The sequence below is a fragment of the Brachybacterium phenoliresistens genome, from assembly GCF_039530785.1.
In the GTDB taxonomy this organism is placed as follows: Bacteria; Actinomycetota; Actinomycetes; order Actinomycetales; family Dermabacteraceae; genus Brachybacterium; species Brachybacterium phenoliresistens.
This window is the reverse complement of sequence record NZ_BAAAOW010000002.1, coordinates 65621-84375: the sequence shown is the minus strand read 5'-3', so window position 1 is coordinate 84375 and position 18755 is coordinate 65621. Positions and strand designations below refer to the sequence as shown.

Sequence of the window (18755 nt, the reverse complement as noted above, 5' to 3'; positions counted from 1 at the left end):
CCGGGGCCGACCCGCGCGGTGCGGCCTCGGCGCCGCGGATCAGCCCTTCTGGGAGCGCTCGGAGATCTGCAGGTCCAGCGGGAAGTCCACGGGGCTGCCCGGGAAGAGCAGGCGCCCCGCGGCGGCCGCCGCCTCACGGATCGCCTCCGCCGCGGCCTCGGCCTGCTCCCGCGGCGCGTGGACGATGACCTCGTCGTGCAGGAAGAACGCCAGGTGGGCGCGGCCACCCAGGGCCGGGCCGGAGCCTGCCGCGACCGGCTCCACCGCCTCCAGGCGCGCCAGGCGCAGCCGCAGGTCCGCGAGCCAGGCCAGCGCCCACTCCGCCGCGGTGCCCTGGACGACGAAGTTCCGGGTGAACCGGCCCCGGTCACGGGCCGCGCGGCGGGCGCGCTCCCCGTCGCGCGGATCGGCATCGGCCTGATGCGCCCGCTGCTGGGAGGCGATCCAGGCGGGATCCGGCTCCGGGGAGGAGCGCCCCAGCCAGGTCGAGACGCCGCCGCCCCGCTCCCCCGTCCGCGCCGCCTCGTCGACCAGCCCCATCGCGTCGGGGAAGGTCGAGCGCAGCCGCGGCACGATCCGGCCGCTGTCCCCCGTGGTCCCGCCGTAGAGGGCGCCCAGCACCCCGACCTTCGCCTCCTGCCGGGTGGCGACGACGCCGCTGGCGACGATCCCGGCGTACAGGTCGGTGCCGGCGGCCGCGGCGGCCATCGCCCTGTCCCCGGCCATCGCGGCCAGGACGCGCGGCTCCAGCTGGGCGACGTCGGCGTTGACGAGCACCCAGCCGGGATCGGCGCGCAGCGCCGGACGCAGCTGCCGCGGGATCTGGAGGGCGCCGCCGCCGTTGCTGGCCCATCGGCCCGTGACCACCCCGCCGGGGATGTAGAGCGGCCGGTACCGGCCCTCGTGGACCCATTCGTCGATCCAGGTCCAGCCGTTGGCGGTGAGCAGGCGCGAGAGCTTCTTGTAGCGCAGCAGCGGCTCGATCGCCGGATGCTCGTGCGCGGTCAGCTCCCACTGGGAGGTGGACTCCACGTCGATGCCGGCCCGGTGCAGGGCGCGCAGCAGCTTCGGGGGCGAGTCGAGGCTGACCAGGGGGTCGCCGAGGGCGGCACGCACCTCCGCGGCGGCCTCCGCCATCCGCGCCGGGGTCTGCCCCGGGGAGGGGCGCGGGCCCAGCGCCTCGCGCAGGATCCGGTCGTGCTCGTCCACGTCCCAGGGGATGCCGGCGGCATGCAGCTCGGCGGCGACCAGCGCCCCGGCCGATTCCGCGGCCGCCAGCAGCCGCAGCCGTCCCGGATCGGCGGAGCCGTCGATCGCGGAGCGCTGGCGGCCGAGCTCGGCGAGCGCCGCCTCGAGGTCATGGGGCACCGACCCCTGGGTGGCGGCGGTGCGGTCCAGGTCGAACAGGGTCGCCTCGCCCGAGCGGGCCTCGGCCGGGACCGGCGGTCCCGTCTCCCAGGCGCGCGCCGCGCGGATCGGGCCGTGATCGGCCACCAGCAGGGAGTGCTGGAGGATCGTGTGGACCAGCCGCAGGTCGTGGCAGCGGCCGGCGCGCACGCCGCGGCGCAGCACCGCGTCGTACCAGGCCGGGGTGTCGCTCCACACCCAGCGCGGCCCGCCGCGGGCCTCGCGGTCGGCGATCAGCTGCGGCAGCTGCTCGAGGTCCACGACGACGCGCGAGAGCTCCCCGCCCTGCGCATCGAGATCCACCACCGCCGTGCGGCCGTCGGCGCCGCGACCCACCACGCTCCAGGCAGGCGGCATCGCCGCTGGTCGGGGCGGGCTGGACGCGGTCATGGGTCAACGCTACTGCCCCGGGACCGGCACCTCTGCCCGGCCGCGGCGCCCCCGTGCTCTCCCGGCACGGTCCGCGGACGGCCGATGTCCTCGAAAGCGCTACGGTGGCGGGCATGGATGCGCCCCGACCCGAGCTGCTGGTGAAGATCTGCGGGCTGCGCGATGCCGCCATGGCGCGGCACGCGGTGGCCTGCGGGGCCGATGCGATCGGCGTGGTGATGGCTCCGAGGAGCCCCCGCCACGTCACCCGGGAGCAGGCGACGGAGATCGCCCGCGCGGCCCACGAGGCCTCGGCGTCCGTCGACGTGGTGCTCGTCGTCGCGACCATGCCGGCCCGCGAGGCCGCCGCGGAGGCCCGCGCCATCGGGGCCGACGTCCTCCAGCTGCACGGCTCCTACACCGCGGAGGACTTCGCCGCCGCCCGGGAGGTGCTGCCCCGGCTGTGGCGGGCGACGTCCCTGGCCCGGAACCCGGAGCTGCGCCCCGGCGAGGTCGGCGAGGAGCGCCTGCTGGTCGACGGCGCGGACCCGGGATCCGGGCGCACCTGGCAGCTCGATCCGGCCGATGCGCGGCGCCTGGGCACGGACTGGATCCTCGCTGGCGGCCTGGACCCCGACAACGTCGCCCGCGCGGTCGCGCAGGGGCAGTTCGGCGGCGTGGACGTCTCCAGCGGCGTCGAGTCCGCCCCCGGGGTGAAGGACCCCGACCGCATCGCCCGGTTCCTCGCCGCCGCCCGCTGCGCCGGGGCCTGAGCGCGGACCGCCGCAGCCGGCGAGAGACAGGTCTCCTCCCCTGCGGCGCGCGGCGTCGACCGTCCCCGCCCTGACCGAGGATGGTTCCTCCGCCGCCGAGCATGAGGAGCACGATGACCAGGGCCAGAGGACGCAGCACCCGCCGGAACGCCTCTCCCCGCCGGGCCGGCGGCATCGGCGTCGGGGCGCTCGCGCTCCTCCTGCTGGTGGCGTGGGTGATGATCGGCCCGGATCCCGAGGCGGAGCTGCCGCTGGGTCCCTCCGCCCCGACGCGGACGGAGTCGGCGGCCCCCGCCTCCCCAGGCGCGACCGATCCGTCGACCGCCGCCGGCCAGCTGGCAGCGCTCGAGGTCAAGGGCCGCGCCCCGAAGACCGGCTACGACCGGGACCTGTTCGGCTGGCGGGACGACACCGACCACAACGGCTGCGACACCCGCAACGACGTGCTGCGCCGCGACCTCACGGACGTCGAGCTCAAGCCCGGCACCGACGGCTGCGTGGTGCTCGCCGGGACGCTCGAGGACTCCGCGTACAGCGGGCAGGACGTCGCCTTCGACCGCGAGAAGGACAACTCCCTGGACATCGACCATGTCGTGGCGCTCTCCGACGCCTGGCAGAGCGGCGCCTCCGGCTGGGACGAGGACACCCTGCGCGCCTTCGCCAACGATCCCCGCAACCTGCTGGCCGTGGAGGACTCCCTGAACCGGTCCAAGGGCGACGGCGACGCCGCGACCTGGCTGCCGCCGGACTCGTCCCAGCGCTGCGACTACGTGGCCCGGCAGGTCGCGGTGAAGAGCGACTACGGCCTGTGGGTCAAGCCCGCCGAGAAGGACGCGATGCAGCGCGTCCTGGCCACCTGCGAAGGATTCCCGGCGTTCACCGACGATGCGGCCTGGCCCGCACCCCGGCCCGCGACGACCTGACCTGCGTCGGCCGCGGGGCGCCTCACAGGTCGAAGGGGTGCGGCACCCGGGTCAGCGGCGCCAGCCCCCGCCGGCCGGCCTCGGAGAGCAGACGGTCCCCCTGCCCGTCGAACGGCGCCGCCCGCCGGCGCAGACGGCGCTCGCTCCATGCCGCGGCGGCGAGCGCGGCCTCCGCGGACTCCTGGTCGAGCAGACCGGCGGCACGCGCATCGGCGAAGTCGTCGAGGTCCTCGACCCCGACCACCCCGGACCGCAGCAGGAAGGGGTCCAGCTCCCAGTCCTGGAAGCGCAGGACATCGCCCTCCCGCCGCGTCCACGAGCAGACGTCGACGGCGATGTGCAGGTCGCGCTGCGGCACGCGCCAGCTGGCGAGCCAGTGCTGCTCGAGCGGCGGGACGAGGACCAGGGAGTCGAGACCCGGGGAGTCGCCGCCCTCCACCTCCACCTGCTGATCGGTGGTGCCGTCGCTCGCGCGGAACGCGGAGCCCGCCGGGGTGAACAGCCACATCCCGTGCGCGTCCTCCGCGACGAGGTACGCCTGCCAGCAGCCGCGCGAGCCGCCGAGCTTCTCCTTGCACAGGGTCAGCACCCGGGGCGCAGGGTCATCGGCCGGCGGAATGTCGGGCATGGGGGCTCCTCGTCGTCGCGGATCATCCTCGTCGCGGCAGACGGCGGGGCCTGCCCTCGTCCATCCTGCGCGTTCCGGCTTCCCACCGCCAGGGACCGCCGCGCTAGGGTGGACGACGACAGCGCCTAGGGTTCCGGGGTCGTCCCGTCTGGTCCGAGCGGCGCCACGGCCCGTCTCCGTGGGCGGGCCGTCATCTGAACGGACAAAAGCCTGGAGGAACCCGATCGCCGCGCCCCGCGACGGTCCGGAGGTTCCTCATGTCTGCTCTCGCGTTCGTCCTCGTCCTCACCGCCGCGCTCTCGCACGCGACCTGGAACGTCCTCGCCCACGGGGCGAGCCGGTCCGGGACGCCGTTCCTGTGGTGGGGCGCCCTGGCCAGCACCGTCCTCTGGGCAGGGGCCATCCCCGCGACCGGCGGCCTGGGCACCGGGACCCTCGGAGCCTTCGCCCTGGGCGTGCTCGTCTCCGGGGCGCTGCACGTGGCGTACATGGTGGTGCTCCAGCACGGATACCGGGTCGGGAACCTCTCGACGGTGTACGCGACCGCTCGCGGCAGCGGGCCGTTCCTGTCGGTGATCGCCTCGATGATCCTGTTCGCCGAACGACCCTCCCCGATCGCTCTGCTCGGGGTCGCCGTCGTGATCGCCGGGATCGTCGGCATCGGCCTCATCGACCGGCCCGGCGGGCCGGGGGCGGGCCTGCCGGCGAGCTCGCAGCGCCGACGGGTCGACCCCGGGGTGGCGTTCGGGTTGCTCACCGGCGTCGCCATCGCGACCTACACGATCTGGGACGCGCACAGCGTGCGGGCCTTCGGCCTCTCCCCCGTCGCGTTCATGGTCGGGACGACCGCGGTGCAGGTCCCCGCCTACGCCCTGGCCCTTCGCGGCCGATGGTCCGAGACCCTCGCCCTGGGCCGCGCCCAGTGGCCGCGCATCCTCGCCTTCGGGGTGCTCTCCCCGCTGTCGTACATCCTCGTGCTGGAGGCGGTGCAGATCGCGCCGGTCGCGCTGGTCGCCCCGCTGCGCGAGGTCAGCGTGGTGCTGGTGAGCCTGTTCGGGGCGCTCGTCCTGCACGAGGGCAGACCGCGCCGGCGGATCGCCGCAGCAGCGGTGGTGCTGGTCGGCATCGTGCTGCTGGCCGCCTGAGCCGGTCGGGGCATGCGCCGGTGAGGAGCGCTCGGCGACCGAATCGTCCTCGACATCGGCCGTCCGGCCCGGGACCCTCGATCCATGTCGATCCTCGTCACCATCACCGGGCCCATCGCCGCCGGCAAGAGCACCGTCGCCGCGCACCTCGCCGCGCTGCTGTCCGCGCAGGGCAGGACCGCGGTGATCGCCGATGTCGACGACGTCGCGGAGATGGTCGCCGAGCCCGGCGCAGGCGCCACGGGCCTGTGGCCGGCCGCGCATGCTGCGCACGGGGCGATGGTCGCGCAGTGGCTGCGCTCGGAGGTCGACGTGGTGATCGCCATCGGCCCGTTCCACACGGAGCAGGAGCAGCACGCCCTGCATCGCGGCGTTCCCGCGGGGACATCGGTGCTGCGCGTGCTACTCGACGCCGACGTCGCCACCACCTGGGAGCGCGCCACGGCCGATGAGACGCGGGGGCTCTCGCGGGAGCACGGCTTCCATCACCATGCCCACGCCCTGTTCCGCGAGCGCCTCGCGGGGATCCCCGCCGACCTGGTCCTGGACTCGACGCGCATCAGCGTCGAGGAGGCCGCGCGCACGATCCGCTCCCGGATGCCCGAGGCACCCTGATCCCCTTGCTGCGGGGCCGTTGCAGGACTGTGACCAGGCGTGACCGAACGGTGACCGCCCCGAGGCTTCTTTCGGGGGACGGCACCGGAGAAAAGCCTCAAAATGTCGATACGACACGAAACAGGCCGCAGGGCGAGGGTGCCCGCGGATGACGTGCGTCCACGACATCAGGGGGAAGAACTATGGCGCGCCATCTTCGCGTGAACGGCAGGACGACGAAGGTCGGCCTCATCTCGGGGGCCGCCTGCTGCGGGTGCGGCGGGCTCGCCGTCGTGCTGCTGTCCGTCCTCGGAGTGCTCGGATCGATCGTCGCGCCGGCGCCGGTGGACCTGGACACCCCCGAGCCCTCCGCGGCGGTCGCCACGGCCGATGCCTCCACGCCCACGGAGGACGCGACGCCCGAGGTCACGCCGTCCCCGTCGCCGACGCCCGACACCTCCACCTCCCTCGGCGTCCTGACGACCCTCACCGTCCAGGCCCGCGGGGACGCGTCCGGCTACGACCGCGACCTGTTCGGCTGGCGGGAGGACACGGACCGCAACGGATGCGACACCCGCAACGACATCCTCCGGCGCGACCTGAGCGACATCGTCCTGAAGCGGGGCACCCAGGGCTGCGTCGTGCTCACCGGCACGCTGAGCCCCTCGCCCTACAGCGGCGAGGAGATCGGCTTCGACCGCGAGGCCGGGAGCACCGTGGACATCGACCATGTCGTCTCGCTCTCCGATGCCTGGCAGACGGGCGCCTCCGGCTGGGACGAGGCGACCCGCCACGCGTTCGCGAACGATCCGGTGAACCTCCTGGCCGTCGAGAGCTCGCTGAACCAGCAGAAGGGCGACGGGGACGCCGCGACCTGGCTGCCGCCGAACACGGACTTCCGCTGCGAGTACGTCTCGCGGCAGGTGGCGGTGAAGGCCGCCTACGGGCTCTGGGTCAAGCCCGCCGAGAAGGAGGCCATCGAACGCGTGCTCTCCGACTGCACCGGGCAGGCCGCCTTCGCCGCCGATGTGATGTGGCCGGTGCTCGGGGCGGGCGACGGCGCCCGCGAGGAGCCCGAGCCGACGCCGGAGCCGACGAAGCCCCCCACGACCCGCGCCCCGGCGCCCGATCCCGAGCCGACGTCGAAGCCCACGGCGACGCCGAAGCCCGAGCGGAAGCCCGACCCGGAGCCGGAGCCCACGCGCGAGCCCGAACCCGAGCCCACGACGCCCGAGGAGCGCGAGGACGACGGCGGCAGCGCCTACTACAAGAACTGCACGGCCGCGAGGGAGGCCGGCGCCGCACCCCTGTATCGCGGCGATCCGGGCTATCGCCCCGCGCTGGACCGCGACGACGACGGCGTGGCCTGCGAGAACTGATCCGAGCCCGACCGCCCGGTCACCTCCTCGGCGCCACGGACCCCTTCACAGGCGGGGGATCTCCCCCATACTGGGGACATGAGCAGCTTCAGAAGACGCGTGCTGATCACGGGAGCGACCGGCGGGGTCGGCTCCCACCTCGCCCAGGCGCTGGAGGACGAGTACGACCTCGTCCTGCACGGCCGCCACCCCGAGAACGCGCCGCCGGGGCACGAGCTGAAGATCGCCGACCTCGACGACTACGACGAGGTCGCCGCGATGATGGACGGGATCGACACCGTCGTGCACATGGCCGGCGCCGCCTCCCCGGAATCCAGCTGGGAGCTGGTGCTGGAGGCGAACATCATCGGCCTGCGCAACGTGCTCGAGGCCGCCCGGCAGGCCGGGGTGCGACGGGTCGTGCTCGCCTCCTCCAACCACGCCATGGGGATGTACGACCGGAACGAGGAGTGGCCCGTCTACCCCCACCAGATCCCGCGCGGCGACTCGCTGTACGGCGTCTCGAAGATCTTCGGCGAGGCGCTGGGCCGCTTCTACCACGACGAGCACGGGCTGGACGTGATCGCCCTGCGCATCGGCTGGGTCACCGAGGACCCGCTCGAGGCCGAGGAGGACATCCTGCGCGCCATGTGGCTGAGCCCCGCCGACTGCACCCGGGTGGTGCGCCGCGCCATCGAGGCGGAGGTGCGATTCGGGCTGTACTACGCGATCTCCGACAACCCCAACCGCCGCTGGTCGATGACCAACACGATGCTCGAGCTGGGGTATCGGCCCCAGGATTCGTGGACCGCGCTGCCCGGAGCACAGGAGCAGGTCGTCGAGGGCGGCGAGGACGTCCGGCACGACTGGCCCCGCGGGTCCTGACCGGGCGTCGACCGGGCCCGCGCCGCGTCGCAGCGGGCCCCGGCATCCCGGTCAGCGGACGATGAGGCTGATGATCGCTCCGCTGAGGATGACCGCGATCCCGGAGATCAGATGGGCGGCCCCGAGGGTGGTGCCGATGATCGCGGCGACCCGTCGACGGTTCGGCAGGAGCAGACCGATCACGCCCAGCACCGTCGCGACGACGGCGACGACCCCGGACGGCAGCGGCAGGATCCACGCGACCTGCGCGATGGACAGGTCGAGCTCCTGCAGGATCAGCGGGAGCGCCTGAGACACGCCGGTGGTGGCGATGGAGACCAGGAGCAGGACGACGCCCGTGATCAGGGAGGCCGTTCCGACGGGGTTGGCCTGCGGCGCGACGGCGGGGGTGGTCGGTTCCACGATGGTCTCCTCGGATCGAGCTCCATGGATGGTCGCCCGCGGCGGCGGGACGGGACGTGCCGACCGGGCTCTCGGCCCCGGCACGGGTCCATCATGCCTTCCCGCTCGCGATGCCGGACCGCAGAGGCGATCCCGGACGGAAAAGACGGTGACCCGGAGCATCGCCCCATGCCACACTCGCGCCATGACCGCTCCTGCACACCGTTCCGCCATCCTGGCCCTGGCCGCCCGCCACGATCTGGACCTCGACCCGGAGGATCTGCGGGTCATCGAGGCAGGCCTCGACTTCCGCGTCGCCATCGGCCGCGCCGCGGACGGGCAGTGCTGGGTGCTGCGCATGCCGCGGCGCCCCGACGTCCTGGACCGCGCCGAGGTCGAAGGGCGCCTCCTGGAGCTGGTGGCCCCGCGGCTGTCGATCGCGGTCCCGGACTGGAGGATCCGCTCGGCGGAGCTCATCGCCTACCCGCTGCTGCCGGGTGAGCCCGGATTGACGCTGGCCGAGGACGGCACCCCGCAGTGGCACGTGGACGTCTCCTCGACCACCTATTCGGCGATGCTCGGCCAGGTCATCGCCGAGCTGCACGCGATCGACATCGAGGAGGCGCGGGCCACCGGCGTCGAGGTGCGCAGCCCGCAGGAGTCCCGCCAGCAGTGGCGGGACGACATCGCACGGGTCGCGGACGCCTTCGAGGTGTCCCCGGCCCTGCTGGAGCGGTGGCGGGCCTGGGTCGACGAGGACAGCTACTGGCCCGGGCACAGCGTCCTCACCCACGGCGAGATCTACCCCGCGCACACCCTGGTCGACGGCGAGCGCCTGACCGCCGTGCTCGACTGGACGACCGCCGGCGTCGGCGACCCCGCCCGGGACCTGACGTTCCAGCAGGCCGGCACGCCGCCGCAGGCGTTCGCGACGCTGCTCGAGCATTACGAGGCCGGAGGCGGCCGCACCTGGCCCCGGCTCGCCGAGCACTGCGCGGAGATGTTCGCGGCCAGCCCCATCGCCTACGGGGTGTTCGTCCTCGAGACCGGCGACGAGACGCATCGTGCCGCAGCGGAAGCGGGGCTCAACCCTCCTGCCCCGTGACGGTTAGGCAGATGCGCCTCCCCGGTGCGCGGCACGGAGGATCGCGACGACCTCGGCATCCTCGACCTGCGTGAAATCGACATAGTGCCGGCCGACGGCCATGAAGTCCCGGGGCTCGGCGCAGCAGATCGTCGCGTCCGCCTCGTCGAAGGATGCGGCGGTGCCCGGCGGAGCGACGGGCACCGCCAGCACGATGCGCGCGGCGCCGCGCTCCCGCGCGATCCTGCAGGCGGCCCGGGCGGTGGCGCCCGTCGCGAATCCGTCGTCGACGACGATCGCCGTCCGGCCGACGAGGTCGATGCCCGCGCGCCCCTCCCGGAACCGGGCCGTCCGCCGCGAGACCTCGGCGCGTTCCCGCTCCGCGCATCGGGCCACCTCGTCCGGCGGCACCCCGGCGGAGGCGATCACGTCCTCGTTGAGGACCATCGCCCCGCCCTCCCCGACGGCCCCCATCGCGAGCTCGGGATATCCGGGAACGCCCAGCTTGCGCACGACGAGCACATCCAGCGGAGCCCCGAGGATGCGGGTGGCCTCCTCCGCCACAGGGACCCCGCCCCGCGGCAGGCCGAGCACGACGGGATGCACGTGCTCCCCCTGCGCGAGCAGCCTGCCCAGCGCCTCGCCCGCCTCGCGCCTGTCCTGGAACCTCATCGTCCACCGCCTCCCGCAGGATGTCCTCAGGCGTACTCCTACGGGCAGTGGTCGTCAACGGGCGTCGGCACTCGGGAACGAGCGATCGAACTCGACCAGTGCCGATCGTTCCCGCGCCTGGAGTCCAGCGTTGACGAAGCGGAGCGCGAGGGTGCTGAGCCTCGAGGGCATTTCAAGTGCGCAGAACCTTGCTGCGCTGCGGATCTCGTCCCGGGCCAGCACGAGATCCTCGTCGGTCTGCCTGCCAGGGCGCGTCGAGCAGACGCCAGCTAGGAGGCAGAGATATCCAGAGCACTCACAGCTGATCCCTGAACTCGGCGGAATCCAACCACCTCTGAACTTCCCACAGCGTCCCGAAAACTCGATCTGCGCCACCGGTCTGGAGTTCGAGAGCAGCATGGTTGCCGGTGGTCACCCCGATCGCAACGACGTCGGCCGTTCGTGCCGCCTCCATGTCCAAGGGGTGGTCGCCGATGTATGCAGATGCGTTCTCCTGGCGCAGCGGCGGAGCCTTCTCCGCACCCGTCACCGATCCGATTACCCGGGATACCTCCAGTCGACACGCATTCAAGCAGGCTGTGGCGATCTCTACTCGTCGCGATGTGACCACGACGGCAGCGGCACCGATCCGGTCCATGTATGCCAACAGATCCTGCGCCCCGGGCATGGGCTCCATCAGTGCCACACCCTCCGCGACCAGCACCGCACGGAACTGCTGAACTGCCTCCTCGACACGATCGCGCGGAACCCACTGCGCCAGCTCGTCCCTGAGGGGCGGGCCGAGGCGACCAAGAACGGCCTCGACGTCGATCTCCACACCCAAACGGGAATTGACGGATTCGAGGGCGAACCCCGTGGCCCGTCGCGTATCGATCAGCGTCAGATCAAGATCGATCCCGATGACACGTTCCCTGCTCACCACGCACTCTCCTCGACTGGACGCGTCTCCCTCGCAGCGGATGCGATACGAACTACAGGAGTACGGCACTGCCTCACCGATGGATGACGCAGATGATGGACGCCATCGCTGTGGAGCCGACCCGTCCGCGCGTCGGCGCATGCAGGGAGACCAGCGCATCATCGCGGCGAAGCAACGCATCGCAGGACAGCCGTCACCCCGCATCCGGCACAGCACGCGCACCCACATTGCTGGAAGCTGCCGCCGTTGCCCTGTCCAGGGCGATGCTCAGATCCACGAGCGGGTCTGCGACCAGGGTGGGCCCCGTGGGGCTCGAACCCACGACCCGCGGATTAAAAGTCCGATGCTCTACCGACTGAGCTAGAGGCCCTCGCGCCCTCTCGGGCCGGTCCATCGTAGCGGCCCGGCCCGGCGCCGGACGCATCGTCCGTGCTCGTCCGCCGATCGGTCGGGGGTTCTCAGGCCTTGCGCTTCAGCGCGAAGTGCAGCACCAGGCCGACGACCACGAGCAGCGCGCCGAAGGCGCCGCCGAACACGGCGGCGAGGATGCCGCCGACGCCCGCGAAGATCCCGCCGATGGAGACGGGCGGGCCCACCATGACGGTCGCGCCGCAGGAGATCTGGTACTCGCCGGCAGCCCCGGCGCGGAAGTTCTCGAAGGAGCTCCAGCTGGTTCCGTCGTAGGTGATGGTGCTGCTCTGGATGCCGCCGTCCTGGGGCGGTGCACCGGTGGGGTCCAGGACGGTGCACTCCGGGGTCGGCTGTCCGGCCTCGGCGTACAGCGAACGGGCCTCCCCCTCCTCGAGGGTGATCACTCCCTGTCCGCCCGAGAGGATCTCGTTCTTCGCGGTGTCGTCGGCGATCCCCCCGAAGCCGATCACGGCGAGGATGACGCCCGCGGCGATGCTCCCCAGCAGGATCACCGCCCCGATGATGAGGACGATCATCCCCGCTCTGCTGCGCCGGGCCGGCTGGGGCGCGGAGGCATGCCCGCCACCGGGCTGCGGGTACGGAAGAGCGGTCACGATGATCTCCTTCGTGCGTCTGCCACGCGGCCGATCCCATCGGCCCGCGTGCTGGTCCCGTTCGTCATCGTATCCCCGGCCGGCCCGTGGCGCAGGGAGCAGGCGCGTCCGGCCGATGTCGAGGCCGGTCCCGGGGATGTCCGCGACGGTCCGTAGACTGCCGCGCATGCCCGAACCCCTGGTCCTCGCCGCCGACGTCGAGACCGAGCTCGTCGAGCGCCGTTCCCGCTTCCTCACCCGGCTGCACCGCGTCGCGGACGTCGAGGAGGCCGAGGCCCGGATCCGCACCGCACGGGCCGAGCATCCGGGAGCCCGCCACCACTGCACCGCCCTGGTCCTGGCGGGCACGGAGGATCACGCCCCCGTCCACCGGTCCAGCGACGACGGCGAGCCCTCCGGCACCGCCGGCATGCCGATGCTGCAGTCGCTGCTGCATGCCGGCCTTGAGGACACCCTGGCGATCGTGATCCGCTACTTCGGGGGCGTGAAGCTCGGCGCCGGCGGCCTGCTGCGCGCCTACACCGCCGGCGTCGAGCAGGCGGTGGCCGCCGCCGTGCTGCATCGGCGCACGGTCATGTGGGAGATGCGCCTGGAGGCGCCCTTCTCCGAGGCCGGCATCGCCGAGAACGCGGTGCGGCACTGGGCCGAGGGGCGCGCCGCCCGCGCCCTGGCGACGGAGTACACCGCGCGCTGCGCCGTGCTGCGCGTCCTCGTGGACCCGTCCCTCGCCGAGGATCTCGCGCAGGACGTCGCCGCGTGGTCCCAGGGCCGGCTGCGACCGGAGCGCGCCGGGGCCCGCACGGTGGAGGTCGATCACCTCTCGGACCGCCGGACGATGTGACTTCCGGGACACCGCGGGAAAGTGCCCAGGTCGCAGGTGAACGGAAGGTGAACTGCCTCGTCGTGGCCTTGCGGAGGCCCGTTCCGGCGGTCACTCTGGCGATATGACAGGAGAACTCGTCATCCTGCTGCTGCTGATCGTCACGGCTGTCGCCTTCGACTTCACCAACGGCTTCCATGACACCGGCAACGCGATGGCGACGTCGATCGCCACCGGAGCGCTCAAGCCCAAGACGGCGGTCACGCTCTCGGCGATCCTCAACCTCATCGGCGGATTCCTCTCCGTCGAGGTCGCGGTCACCGTGACCACCTCCGTGCTCAGGATCCAGGACTCCGACACCGGCGCCCTGCTGGCGGGGCTGGACGCGCAGACGGCCATGTTCATCATCTTCGCGGGCCTGGTCGGCGGCATCCTCTGGAACCTCGCCACCTGGCTGTTCGGCCTCCCGTCCTCCTCCTCCCACGCCCTGTTCGGCGGCCTGCTCGGCGCGGGCCTGGCGGCGCTGGGCACCTCCGGGATCAACTGGAGCGGGCTCGCCGCGAAGGTCGTCATCCCGGGCCTCCTGTCCCCGTTCATCGCCCTGGTGATCGCCGCGATCGGCGTGTGGCTCGTCTTCCGGGTCACCCGCCGGGTGCGCGAGGCCCGCCGCGAGAAGGGCTTCCGCGCCGGTCAGATCGCCACCGCCTCCCTCGTCTCCCTCGCCCACGGCACCGGCGACGCGCAGAAGACGATGGGCGTGATCGCCCTGGGGATGATCGCCCACGGCTCCCTCACCTCGCAGGAGATCCTCGAGGACGGCCTGCCCGTGTGGATCATCGTCGTCTGCGCCGGCGCGATCGCGCTGGGCACCTACCTCGGCGGCTGGCGGATCATCCGCACCCTCGGCAAGGGCCTGGTCGAGCTCGACTCCCCGCAGGGCATGGCCGCCGAGGCCTCCTCGGCAGCGATCATCCTCACCTCCAGCCACCTGGGCATGGCGCTGTCGACCACCCACGTGGCCACCGGCTCGATCATCGGCTCGGGCGTGGGCCGTCCCGGCGCCCGGGTCCGCTGGGGCGTGGCCGGGCGCATGGTCGTCGGCTGGCTGATGACGCTCCCTGCCGCCGCGATCGTCGGCGCGGTGACGTACTTCGTGGGCAGCCTCATCGGCGGCGTCGCCGGCGCGGTCGTCATCTTCGCGATCCTCGTGGCCGCCGCGGCGCTGATCTACCGCCGCTCGCAGCGCCAGAAGGTCGACGCCGACAACGTCAACGACGAGTGGGAGGCCGGCCAGGCCGGGGCCGATGCTCCCGCCGAGACCGTCCCCGCCCCGGCCGCACAGGGAGTCTGATCCATGGACATCGACCTCTCCTCCATCTTCTCCTCGAGCCTGAACGTCCTGCTGACGGGCCTCGTCCTGGGCGCTGGGCTGCCGCTGCTGTTCTCGGTCGGGATCGTCCTGGCCGATCGCGGCGCCGGCGGCGAGCTCGCCGACGGCTCCGTCGCCGCACCGAACCCGGCCGCGAAGCACGGCGCCCGGGCGATCTTCGTGCTGGTCGCGCTGATCGTCCTGTACGGGCTGCTGTTCATCACCCGCAAGAGCATCAGCCACTACCTGGGCATCGACCTGCCCCTGGGCTGAGGTGCCTCGACCATGAGCAACCCTCTGAACCGGGTCCTGGACTGGCTGCGCGCCGGGTACCCCGACGGTGTCCCGCCGACGGACGTCTCCCCCCTCCTGGCCCTGCTGAGCCGCACCCTGCGGCCGGAGGAGCTCGACGAGATCGTCGCCGCCGTCATCCGCGAGAACCCGCAGGGGGACATCGACGCCCGCGACGTCCACGGCGCGATCGAGCACCTCACCGACACCCCCGCGACGCCGGCCTCGGTCCGCGCGGTCGCGGCGAGGCTGGCCGCCGTCGGCTGGCCGCTGAGCGAGGCGCCCGACGACGACCAGCTGCGCGAGATCCAGCGGACCCCCGCCCCCGACCTGCCTGCCTCCGAGCACCAGAACCTCGCCCAGCGGATCCTCGCCTGGCTGACCGAGGGCTATCCCGAGGGCATCCCGCCGACCGACCGCCTGCCGCTGATGGCGCTCCTGCGGCGACGGCTGACCGACGAGGAGGTCGAGCAGATCGCCCGGCGCCTGGTCGACGACGCCCGGTCCCCGGAGATCGACGCGGCCGATGCCGGCGCCCTGATCACCCGCTACACCCGGGAGCTGCCCGCCGAGTCCGATCTGACGCGCCTGGCCTCGCACCTGGCGGCGAAGGGCTGGCCGCTGCGCAGCAGCAGGCGGGACTGAGGTGAAGGTCCTCCTCGCCCCGAGCAACGTGGCCGACCAGTCCACGGCGATCGCCGCCGGGCTGACGGCCCGCGGGCACGAGGCGCAGATCTGGAACTACGGCCCCAGCCCCAACGGCTTCCGCGTGGACCGGCAGCTGGACCCCGTCACCGCCGCCGACTACTTCGCGATCCTGAACGAGACCCTCGCCGAGGGCTTCGACGTGTACCACCTCCACACGGCCCGCTCCCTGATGCCCGCCCGCGACGGCCTCCCGCAGATGTGGGACCTGCCGATGCTGCGCGCGCTGGGCAAGCGGATCGTCGTCTCCTTCCACGGCTCGGACGTGCGCAAGGCCAGCCACCACCTCGACGACGACCCGTGGAGCTTCTACCGCTTCGCCGACATCCCCTGCGACGAGGAGAAGATCGACGCGCGCCTGGCGCTGATCCGCACCTACGCGCACGCCATGACGGTCTCCTCGGTGCTGGACCAGGTCTACGTCCCCGAGGCCACCTACCTGCCCAAGAGCCTGGACCTGGACGCGTACACGCCCACGCCGCTGCCCGGGGGCGAGCGGCCCGTCATCCTCCACGCCACCCGCCGCCGCGCCACCAAGGGCACCGACATCATCGAGGCCCAGCTCGCGCAGCTGGCCGATCGCTTCGACATCGAGGTGCGGATCCTCGAGGGCGCGAGCCACGACGAGCTCCTGCGGGAGATGGCCCGCGCCGACATCGTCATCGAGAAGCTGCTGGGCGGGGACGCCGGGGTGCTGTCGCTGGAGGCGATGGCGCTGGGCCGTGTCGCCGTGGCCCGGATCCGGCCCGAGGTCCGCGAGCGCCACCCCGACATGCCCGTGGTCAGCGCCGACCCGGACACCTTCGCGGAGGTCATGGCCGGCCTGCTCGCCGATCCGGAGGAGCGGGCCCGCCGCGGCGCGGCCGGCCGCCGCTACGTCGAGGCGGAGCACTCCGCGCCGGTCACGGCGCGCCTCCTCGAGGAGATCTACACCCGCCCCGTCCCGCGCGGCACCCGCCCCCACCCCGACTGGGCCTCCGATCCCTCCCCGCGGCGCCTCGAGCAGGCCCACGCCCGCATCGCCCGGCTCGAGGAGACCGTCGCCCGGCTGCGGTAGCGCCGGCCCTAGGCGGCCGCGCCGGGCACCCCCTCACGGCAGGAGACCGTCGAGGTGGCTGTGCCCGGACAGGAGGAGGGCGATGCGGCCCGGCACCGCGGCGCGGACCTCCGGATCCGGGTGGTGGACGAGCAGCGCGAGCGCCTCGTGCATGTCATAGACGTCCAGCCGTGCGCGCAGGTGCTCGGCGGCGAACAGCTCCGGGTAGGCGCTGTGCAGCCAGGCCGGGACCTCGGCGAGGGAGCCCGCCTCCAGCACGGGCCCTCCGGGGGCGGCCGGATACTCCGCGGATCTCGCGCACCAGCGCAGGAGGGTGTCGAGCTCGACGTCCGCCGGCTGCGCCGAGGCCTCCGCGAAGTCGATGAGGCCGGTGACCCTCCCCCGGTCGACCATCACGTTGGAGCCGTGGAGATCGCCGTGGACGAGGCACGGCACGTCCTCGGCGAACAGCCCGAGCCGCTCCCGGACCCATGCGTCGGCGTCGGAGAGCAGGCGGGAGTCCTGGCCGGGACGACGCCGGGCCGTCTCGATCAGCGGGAGCAGGCCGCGGAGCACCGGCGGATGGAACGCGGGCCAGGGACCGCCGGCGAGCGCATCGGCGAGCCAGGGCGGGCGGAGTCCGGCGGGCACGGGGATGCGATGGAGCGCGCGCAGCGCGGACCCGAGGCTCTCGATCATCGCCCGGCGCTCAGCCCGGCCCGCGCCGGGCCAGGCCTCCTGCAGGGTCCGCCCGGGCAGGCGCGCGGAGACGTACCAGGGACCGTCGGGCCCGACCCCGTGCGCGAGGTGGCGCGCATGGGGAACTGCGCTGCCGCGGAGCAGTCCGGCCACCGCGGCCTCGTGCGCGTACGCGTCGCGGAAGCGGCCGTCGCCCCGCCGCACGACGTGCTCCTCGCCGACCCATGCCCGGCTGGTCCAGCCGGCCTTCGCCCGGAACCGCCCTGCCTGCGGGATCCCGGCGGCGCGCAGGATCCTCCGCAGCACCGGGTCATCGGCCGGCTGATCGACGGGAGAGGAGGGCAGGTCGCGCATGCGTCGAGCCTCGCACACCCCGGACCTGCACGGACGCCCGCGGCGGCTCGGACCCGGGTATCGTTCGAGGGGACCTCCGCCCGGCGCAGGCGCGCCTGCCGGATCCGTCTCCGCCGCGGGGCCGCCGTCCCCGCGCCGCGGAGCGCCGCCATCCTGCACCGCCGACCCCCGGGAGACCCATGTCCACGATCCGCTGGACCGAGGACGATCAGCCGCGCGCCGCGCTGTGGCACTCGGAGTCCGATGCCCCCGCCCCCACGCGCATCGCGGTCGTCGGCGACGACATCACCGCCGATGCGGCGCTGAAGCTCGCGCGGGCCGGGACCACCCTGCTGTGGCGCGGCGACTACCACAACGGCCGTCAGCTGCTCAGCGCCATGACCCGCCGCCTGGACCGGCAGCGCACGGCCCGGCGCCCGGACTCCCCCAGCTTCCTCGAGCACCGTCGCACCCGTGCCGAGCGGGCCCGCCTGCAGGGCCGGCTCGTCGTCGAGCTCGAGGCCGACCACTCCCTGGCCCTGCGCAGGGCTCCCGATGTGCGGGCCGCCTGCCGCGCGGCCTACGGCCCGCCGCAGGGGCCGATGTGCGTGGCGCTCAGCGAGCTCGCCGGGGTCCTCGGCGCCCACCAGTGGCAGATCAAGGGCGTGCCGATCGCGGCGCTCGGCTCGCGCATCCACCCCCGCTACGGCGTGTTCTCTCCCGTGCGCGGGGAGTACATCGACCTGGTGGCCGCCGCCCCGCTGCCGCGGCCGCTGCCGGCGACCGCCTTCGACCTCGGCACCGGCACGGGCGTGCTCGCGGCGATCCTGTCCCGCCGCGGGATCCCGGAGGTCCTCGGCACCGACATCAACGACCGCGCCGTGGACTGCGCCCGCGAGAACATGCGCCGCCTGGGCCTGCAGGCCGGGGTGCGGATCCTCGAGGCGGACCTCTACCCGGAGGGCCGCGCCGACCTCATCGTCTGCAACCCGCCGTGGCTGCCCGCGGCGGCGACCTCGCGGCTCGAGCTGGGCATCTACGATCCGGGCTCGGACATGCTGCACCGCTTCCTCGACGGCCTCCCGGCGCATCTCGCGCCGGGCGGCGAGGGCTGGCTGGTCATCTCCGACCTGGCCGAGCATCTGGGCCTGCGCACGCGCGAGGAGCTGCTGGAGCGGATCGACGCCGCCGGCCTGCAGATCCTGGACCGGCACGACACGGCGCCGCGGCATCCGCGCGCCGCCGACGCGGAGGACGCCCTCCACGCGGCGCGCAGCCGCGAGGTCACCTCGCTGTGGCGCCTGGCGCCGAGGTGACCTCGCGGAGGGCGATCATCGGC

General features: G+C 73.5%; 20 protein-coding genes and 1 tRNA gene. 13 read left to right on the top strand and 8 right to left on the bottom strand.

Going from position 1 to position 18755, the window contains the following annotated elements; genetic code table 11:
- Positions 1-39: 39 nt before the first annotated feature.
- A complete protein-coding gene (locus ABD234_RS04735; protein WP_344354345.1) occupies positions 40-1797 on the bottom strand; it encodes a bifunctional 3'-5' exonuclease/DNA polymerase in 1758 nt (585 codons plus the stop codon).
- A 113-nt stretch (positions 1798-1910) separates the two neighbouring features.
- Between ABD234_RS04735 and ABD234_RS04730 the strand changes: the two genes are divergently transcribed.
- Both ABD234_RS04730 and ABD234_RS04725 read left to right on the top strand, forming a co-directional pair.
- A complete protein-coding gene (locus tag ABD234_RS04730) occupies positions 1911-2549 on the top strand; it encodes a phosphoribosylanthranilate isomerase (protein ID WP_344354344.1) in 639 nt (212 codons plus the stop codon).
- 113 nt (positions 2550-2662) lie between these two features.
- Positions 2663-3472, top strand: coding sequence for an HNH endonuclease family protein (locus ABD234_RS04725; RefSeq protein WP_344354342.1), 810 nt, complete (start codon positions 2663-2665; stop codon positions 3470-3472).
- Between the two features lie 22 nt (positions 3473-3494).
- Here ABD234_RS04725 and ABD234_RS04720 read toward each other — a convergent pair whose 3' ends face one another.
- A complete protein-coding gene (locus tag ABD234_RS04720; protein WP_344354340.1) occupies positions 3495-4100 on the bottom strand; it encodes a DUF402 domain-containing protein in 606 nt (201 codons plus the stop codon).
- A 257-nt stretch (positions 4101-4357) separates the two neighbouring features.
- Between ABD234_RS04720 and ABD234_RS04715 the strand changes: the two genes are divergently transcribed.
- From ABD234_RS04715 to ABD234_RS04700, 4 genes are all read left to right on the top strand, one after another.
- Entirely contained in the window at positions 4358-5245 is an 888-nt protein-coding gene (locus tag ABD234_RS04715) for an EamA family transporter (protein WP_344354338.1), read from the top strand.
- An 84-nt stretch (positions 5246-5329) separates the two neighbouring features.
- The gene (locus ABD234_RS04710) at positions 5330-5860 is read left to right on the top strand and encodes an adenylyl-sulfate kinase (RefSeq protein WP_344354337.1); all 531 of its coding nucleotides are present in this window, start codon (positions 5330-5332) and stop codon (positions 5858-5860) included.
- Between the two features lie 200 nt (positions 5861-6060).
- Complete coding sequence (locus ABD234_RS04705) at positions 6061-7218, top strand: GmrSD restriction endonuclease domain-containing protein (protein WP_344354336.1); 1158 nt, start codon at positions 6061-6063, stop codon at positions 7216-7218.
- A 78-nt stretch (positions 7219-7296) separates the two neighbouring features.
- Positions 7297-8082, top strand: a complete 786-nt coding sequence (locus ABD234_RS04700) for an NAD-dependent epimerase/dehydratase family protein (RefSeq protein ID WP_344354335.1) — start codon at positions 7297-7299, stop codon at positions 8080-8082.
- 51 nt (positions 8083-8133) lie between these two features.
- On the opposite strand, the gene ABD234_RS04695 is transcribed toward ABD234_RS04700, so the two are convergent.
- Positions 8134-8484 (bottom strand): hypothetical protein, encoded by a 351-nt coding sequence (locus ABD234_RS04695; RefSeq protein ID WP_344354333.1) that lies wholly within the window; start codon positions 8482-8484, stop codon positions 8134-8136.
- Positions 8485-8668: 184 nt separating this feature from the next.
- Here ABD234_RS04695 and ABD234_RS04690 point away from each other — a divergent pair, with 184 nt between their 5' ends.
- Complete coding sequence (locus tag ABD234_RS04690; RefSeq protein ID WP_344354331.1) at positions 8669-9568, top strand: macrolide 2'-phosphotransferase; 900 nt, start codon at positions 8669-8671, stop codon at positions 9566-9568.
- A 3-nt stretch (positions 9569-9571) separates the two neighbouring features.
- On the opposite strand, the gene ABD234_RS04685 is transcribed toward ABD234_RS04690, so the two are convergent.
- From ABD234_RS04685 to ABD234_RS04670, 4 genes are all read right to left on the bottom strand, one after another.
- Complete coding sequence (locus ABD234_RS04685; RefSeq protein WP_344354329.1) at positions 9572-10219, bottom strand: phosphoribosyltransferase; 648 nt, start codon at positions 10217-10219, stop codon at positions 9572-9574.
- Between the two features lie 295 nt (positions 10220-10514).
- Positions 10515-11141: an HAD family hydrolase gene (locus ABD234_RS04680; RefSeq protein ID WP_051486808.1), complete on the bottom strand. Its 627-nt coding sequence runs from the start codon at positions 11139-11141 to the stop codon at positions 10515-10517.
- Positions 11142-11435: 294 nt separating this feature from the next.
- Positions 11436-11508: transfer RNA gene (locus ABD234_RS04675), tRNA-Lys, on the bottom strand.
- Positions 11509-11596: 88 nt separating this feature from the next.
- Positions 11597-12163, bottom strand: coding sequence for a hypothetical protein (locus ABD234_RS04670; protein WP_156954116.1), 567 nt, complete (start codon positions 12161-12163; stop codon positions 11597-11599).
- A gap of 166 nt (positions 12164-12329) precedes the next feature.
- On the opposite strand from ABD234_RS04670, the gene ABD234_RS04665 reads away from it, so the two are divergent.
- The 5 genes from ABD234_RS04665 (at position 12330) to ABD234_RS04645 (ending at position 16405) form a co-directional block, all read left to right on the top strand.
- A complete protein-coding gene (locus ABD234_RS04665) occupies positions 12330-13004 on the top strand; it encodes an IMPACT family protein (protein WP_038372329.1) in 675 nt (224 codons plus the stop codon).
- Positions 13005-13107: 103 nt separating this feature from the next.
- Positions 13108-14334, top strand: a complete 1227-nt coding sequence (locus tag ABD234_RS04660; RefSeq protein ID WP_038372327.1) for an inorganic phosphate transporter — start codon at positions 13108-13110, stop codon at positions 14332-14334.
- Between the two features lie 3 nt (positions 14335-14337).
- On the top strand, positions 14338-14625 hold the full coding sequence (locus ABD234_RS04655) for a hypothetical protein (RefSeq protein WP_051486806.1): 288 nt from the start codon (positions 14338-14340) through the stop codon (positions 14623-14625).
- A gap of 12 nt (positions 14626-14637) precedes the next feature.
- On the top strand, positions 14638-15288 hold the full coding sequence (locus ABD234_RS04650) for a DUF3349 domain-containing protein (RefSeq protein ID WP_051486805.1): 651 nt from the start codon (positions 14638-14640) through the stop codon (positions 15286-15288).
- 1 nt (position 15289) lies between these two features.
- Positions 15290-16405: a glycosyltransferase family protein gene (locus ABD234_RS04645; protein WP_344354325.1), complete on the top strand. Its 1116-nt coding sequence runs from the start codon at positions 15290-15292 to the stop codon at positions 16403-16405.
- Positions 16406-16438: 33 nt separating this feature from the next.
- Here ABD234_RS04645 and ABD234_RS04640 read toward each other — a convergent pair whose 3' ends face one another.
- Positions 16439-17437, bottom strand: coding sequence for a phosphotransferase family protein (locus tag ABD234_RS04640; protein WP_344354323.1), 999 nt, complete (start codon positions 17435-17437; stop codon positions 16439-16441).
- A 179-nt stretch (positions 17438-17616) separates the two neighbouring features.
- Here ABD234_RS04640 and ABD234_RS04635 point away from each other — a divergent pair, with 179 nt between their 5' ends.
- A complete protein-coding gene (locus ABD234_RS04635; protein ID WP_344354322.1) occupies positions 17617-18732 on the top strand; it encodes a methyltransferase in 1116 nt (371 codons plus the stop codon).
- The last annotated feature ends 23 nt before the right edge of the window (positions 18733-18755 follow it).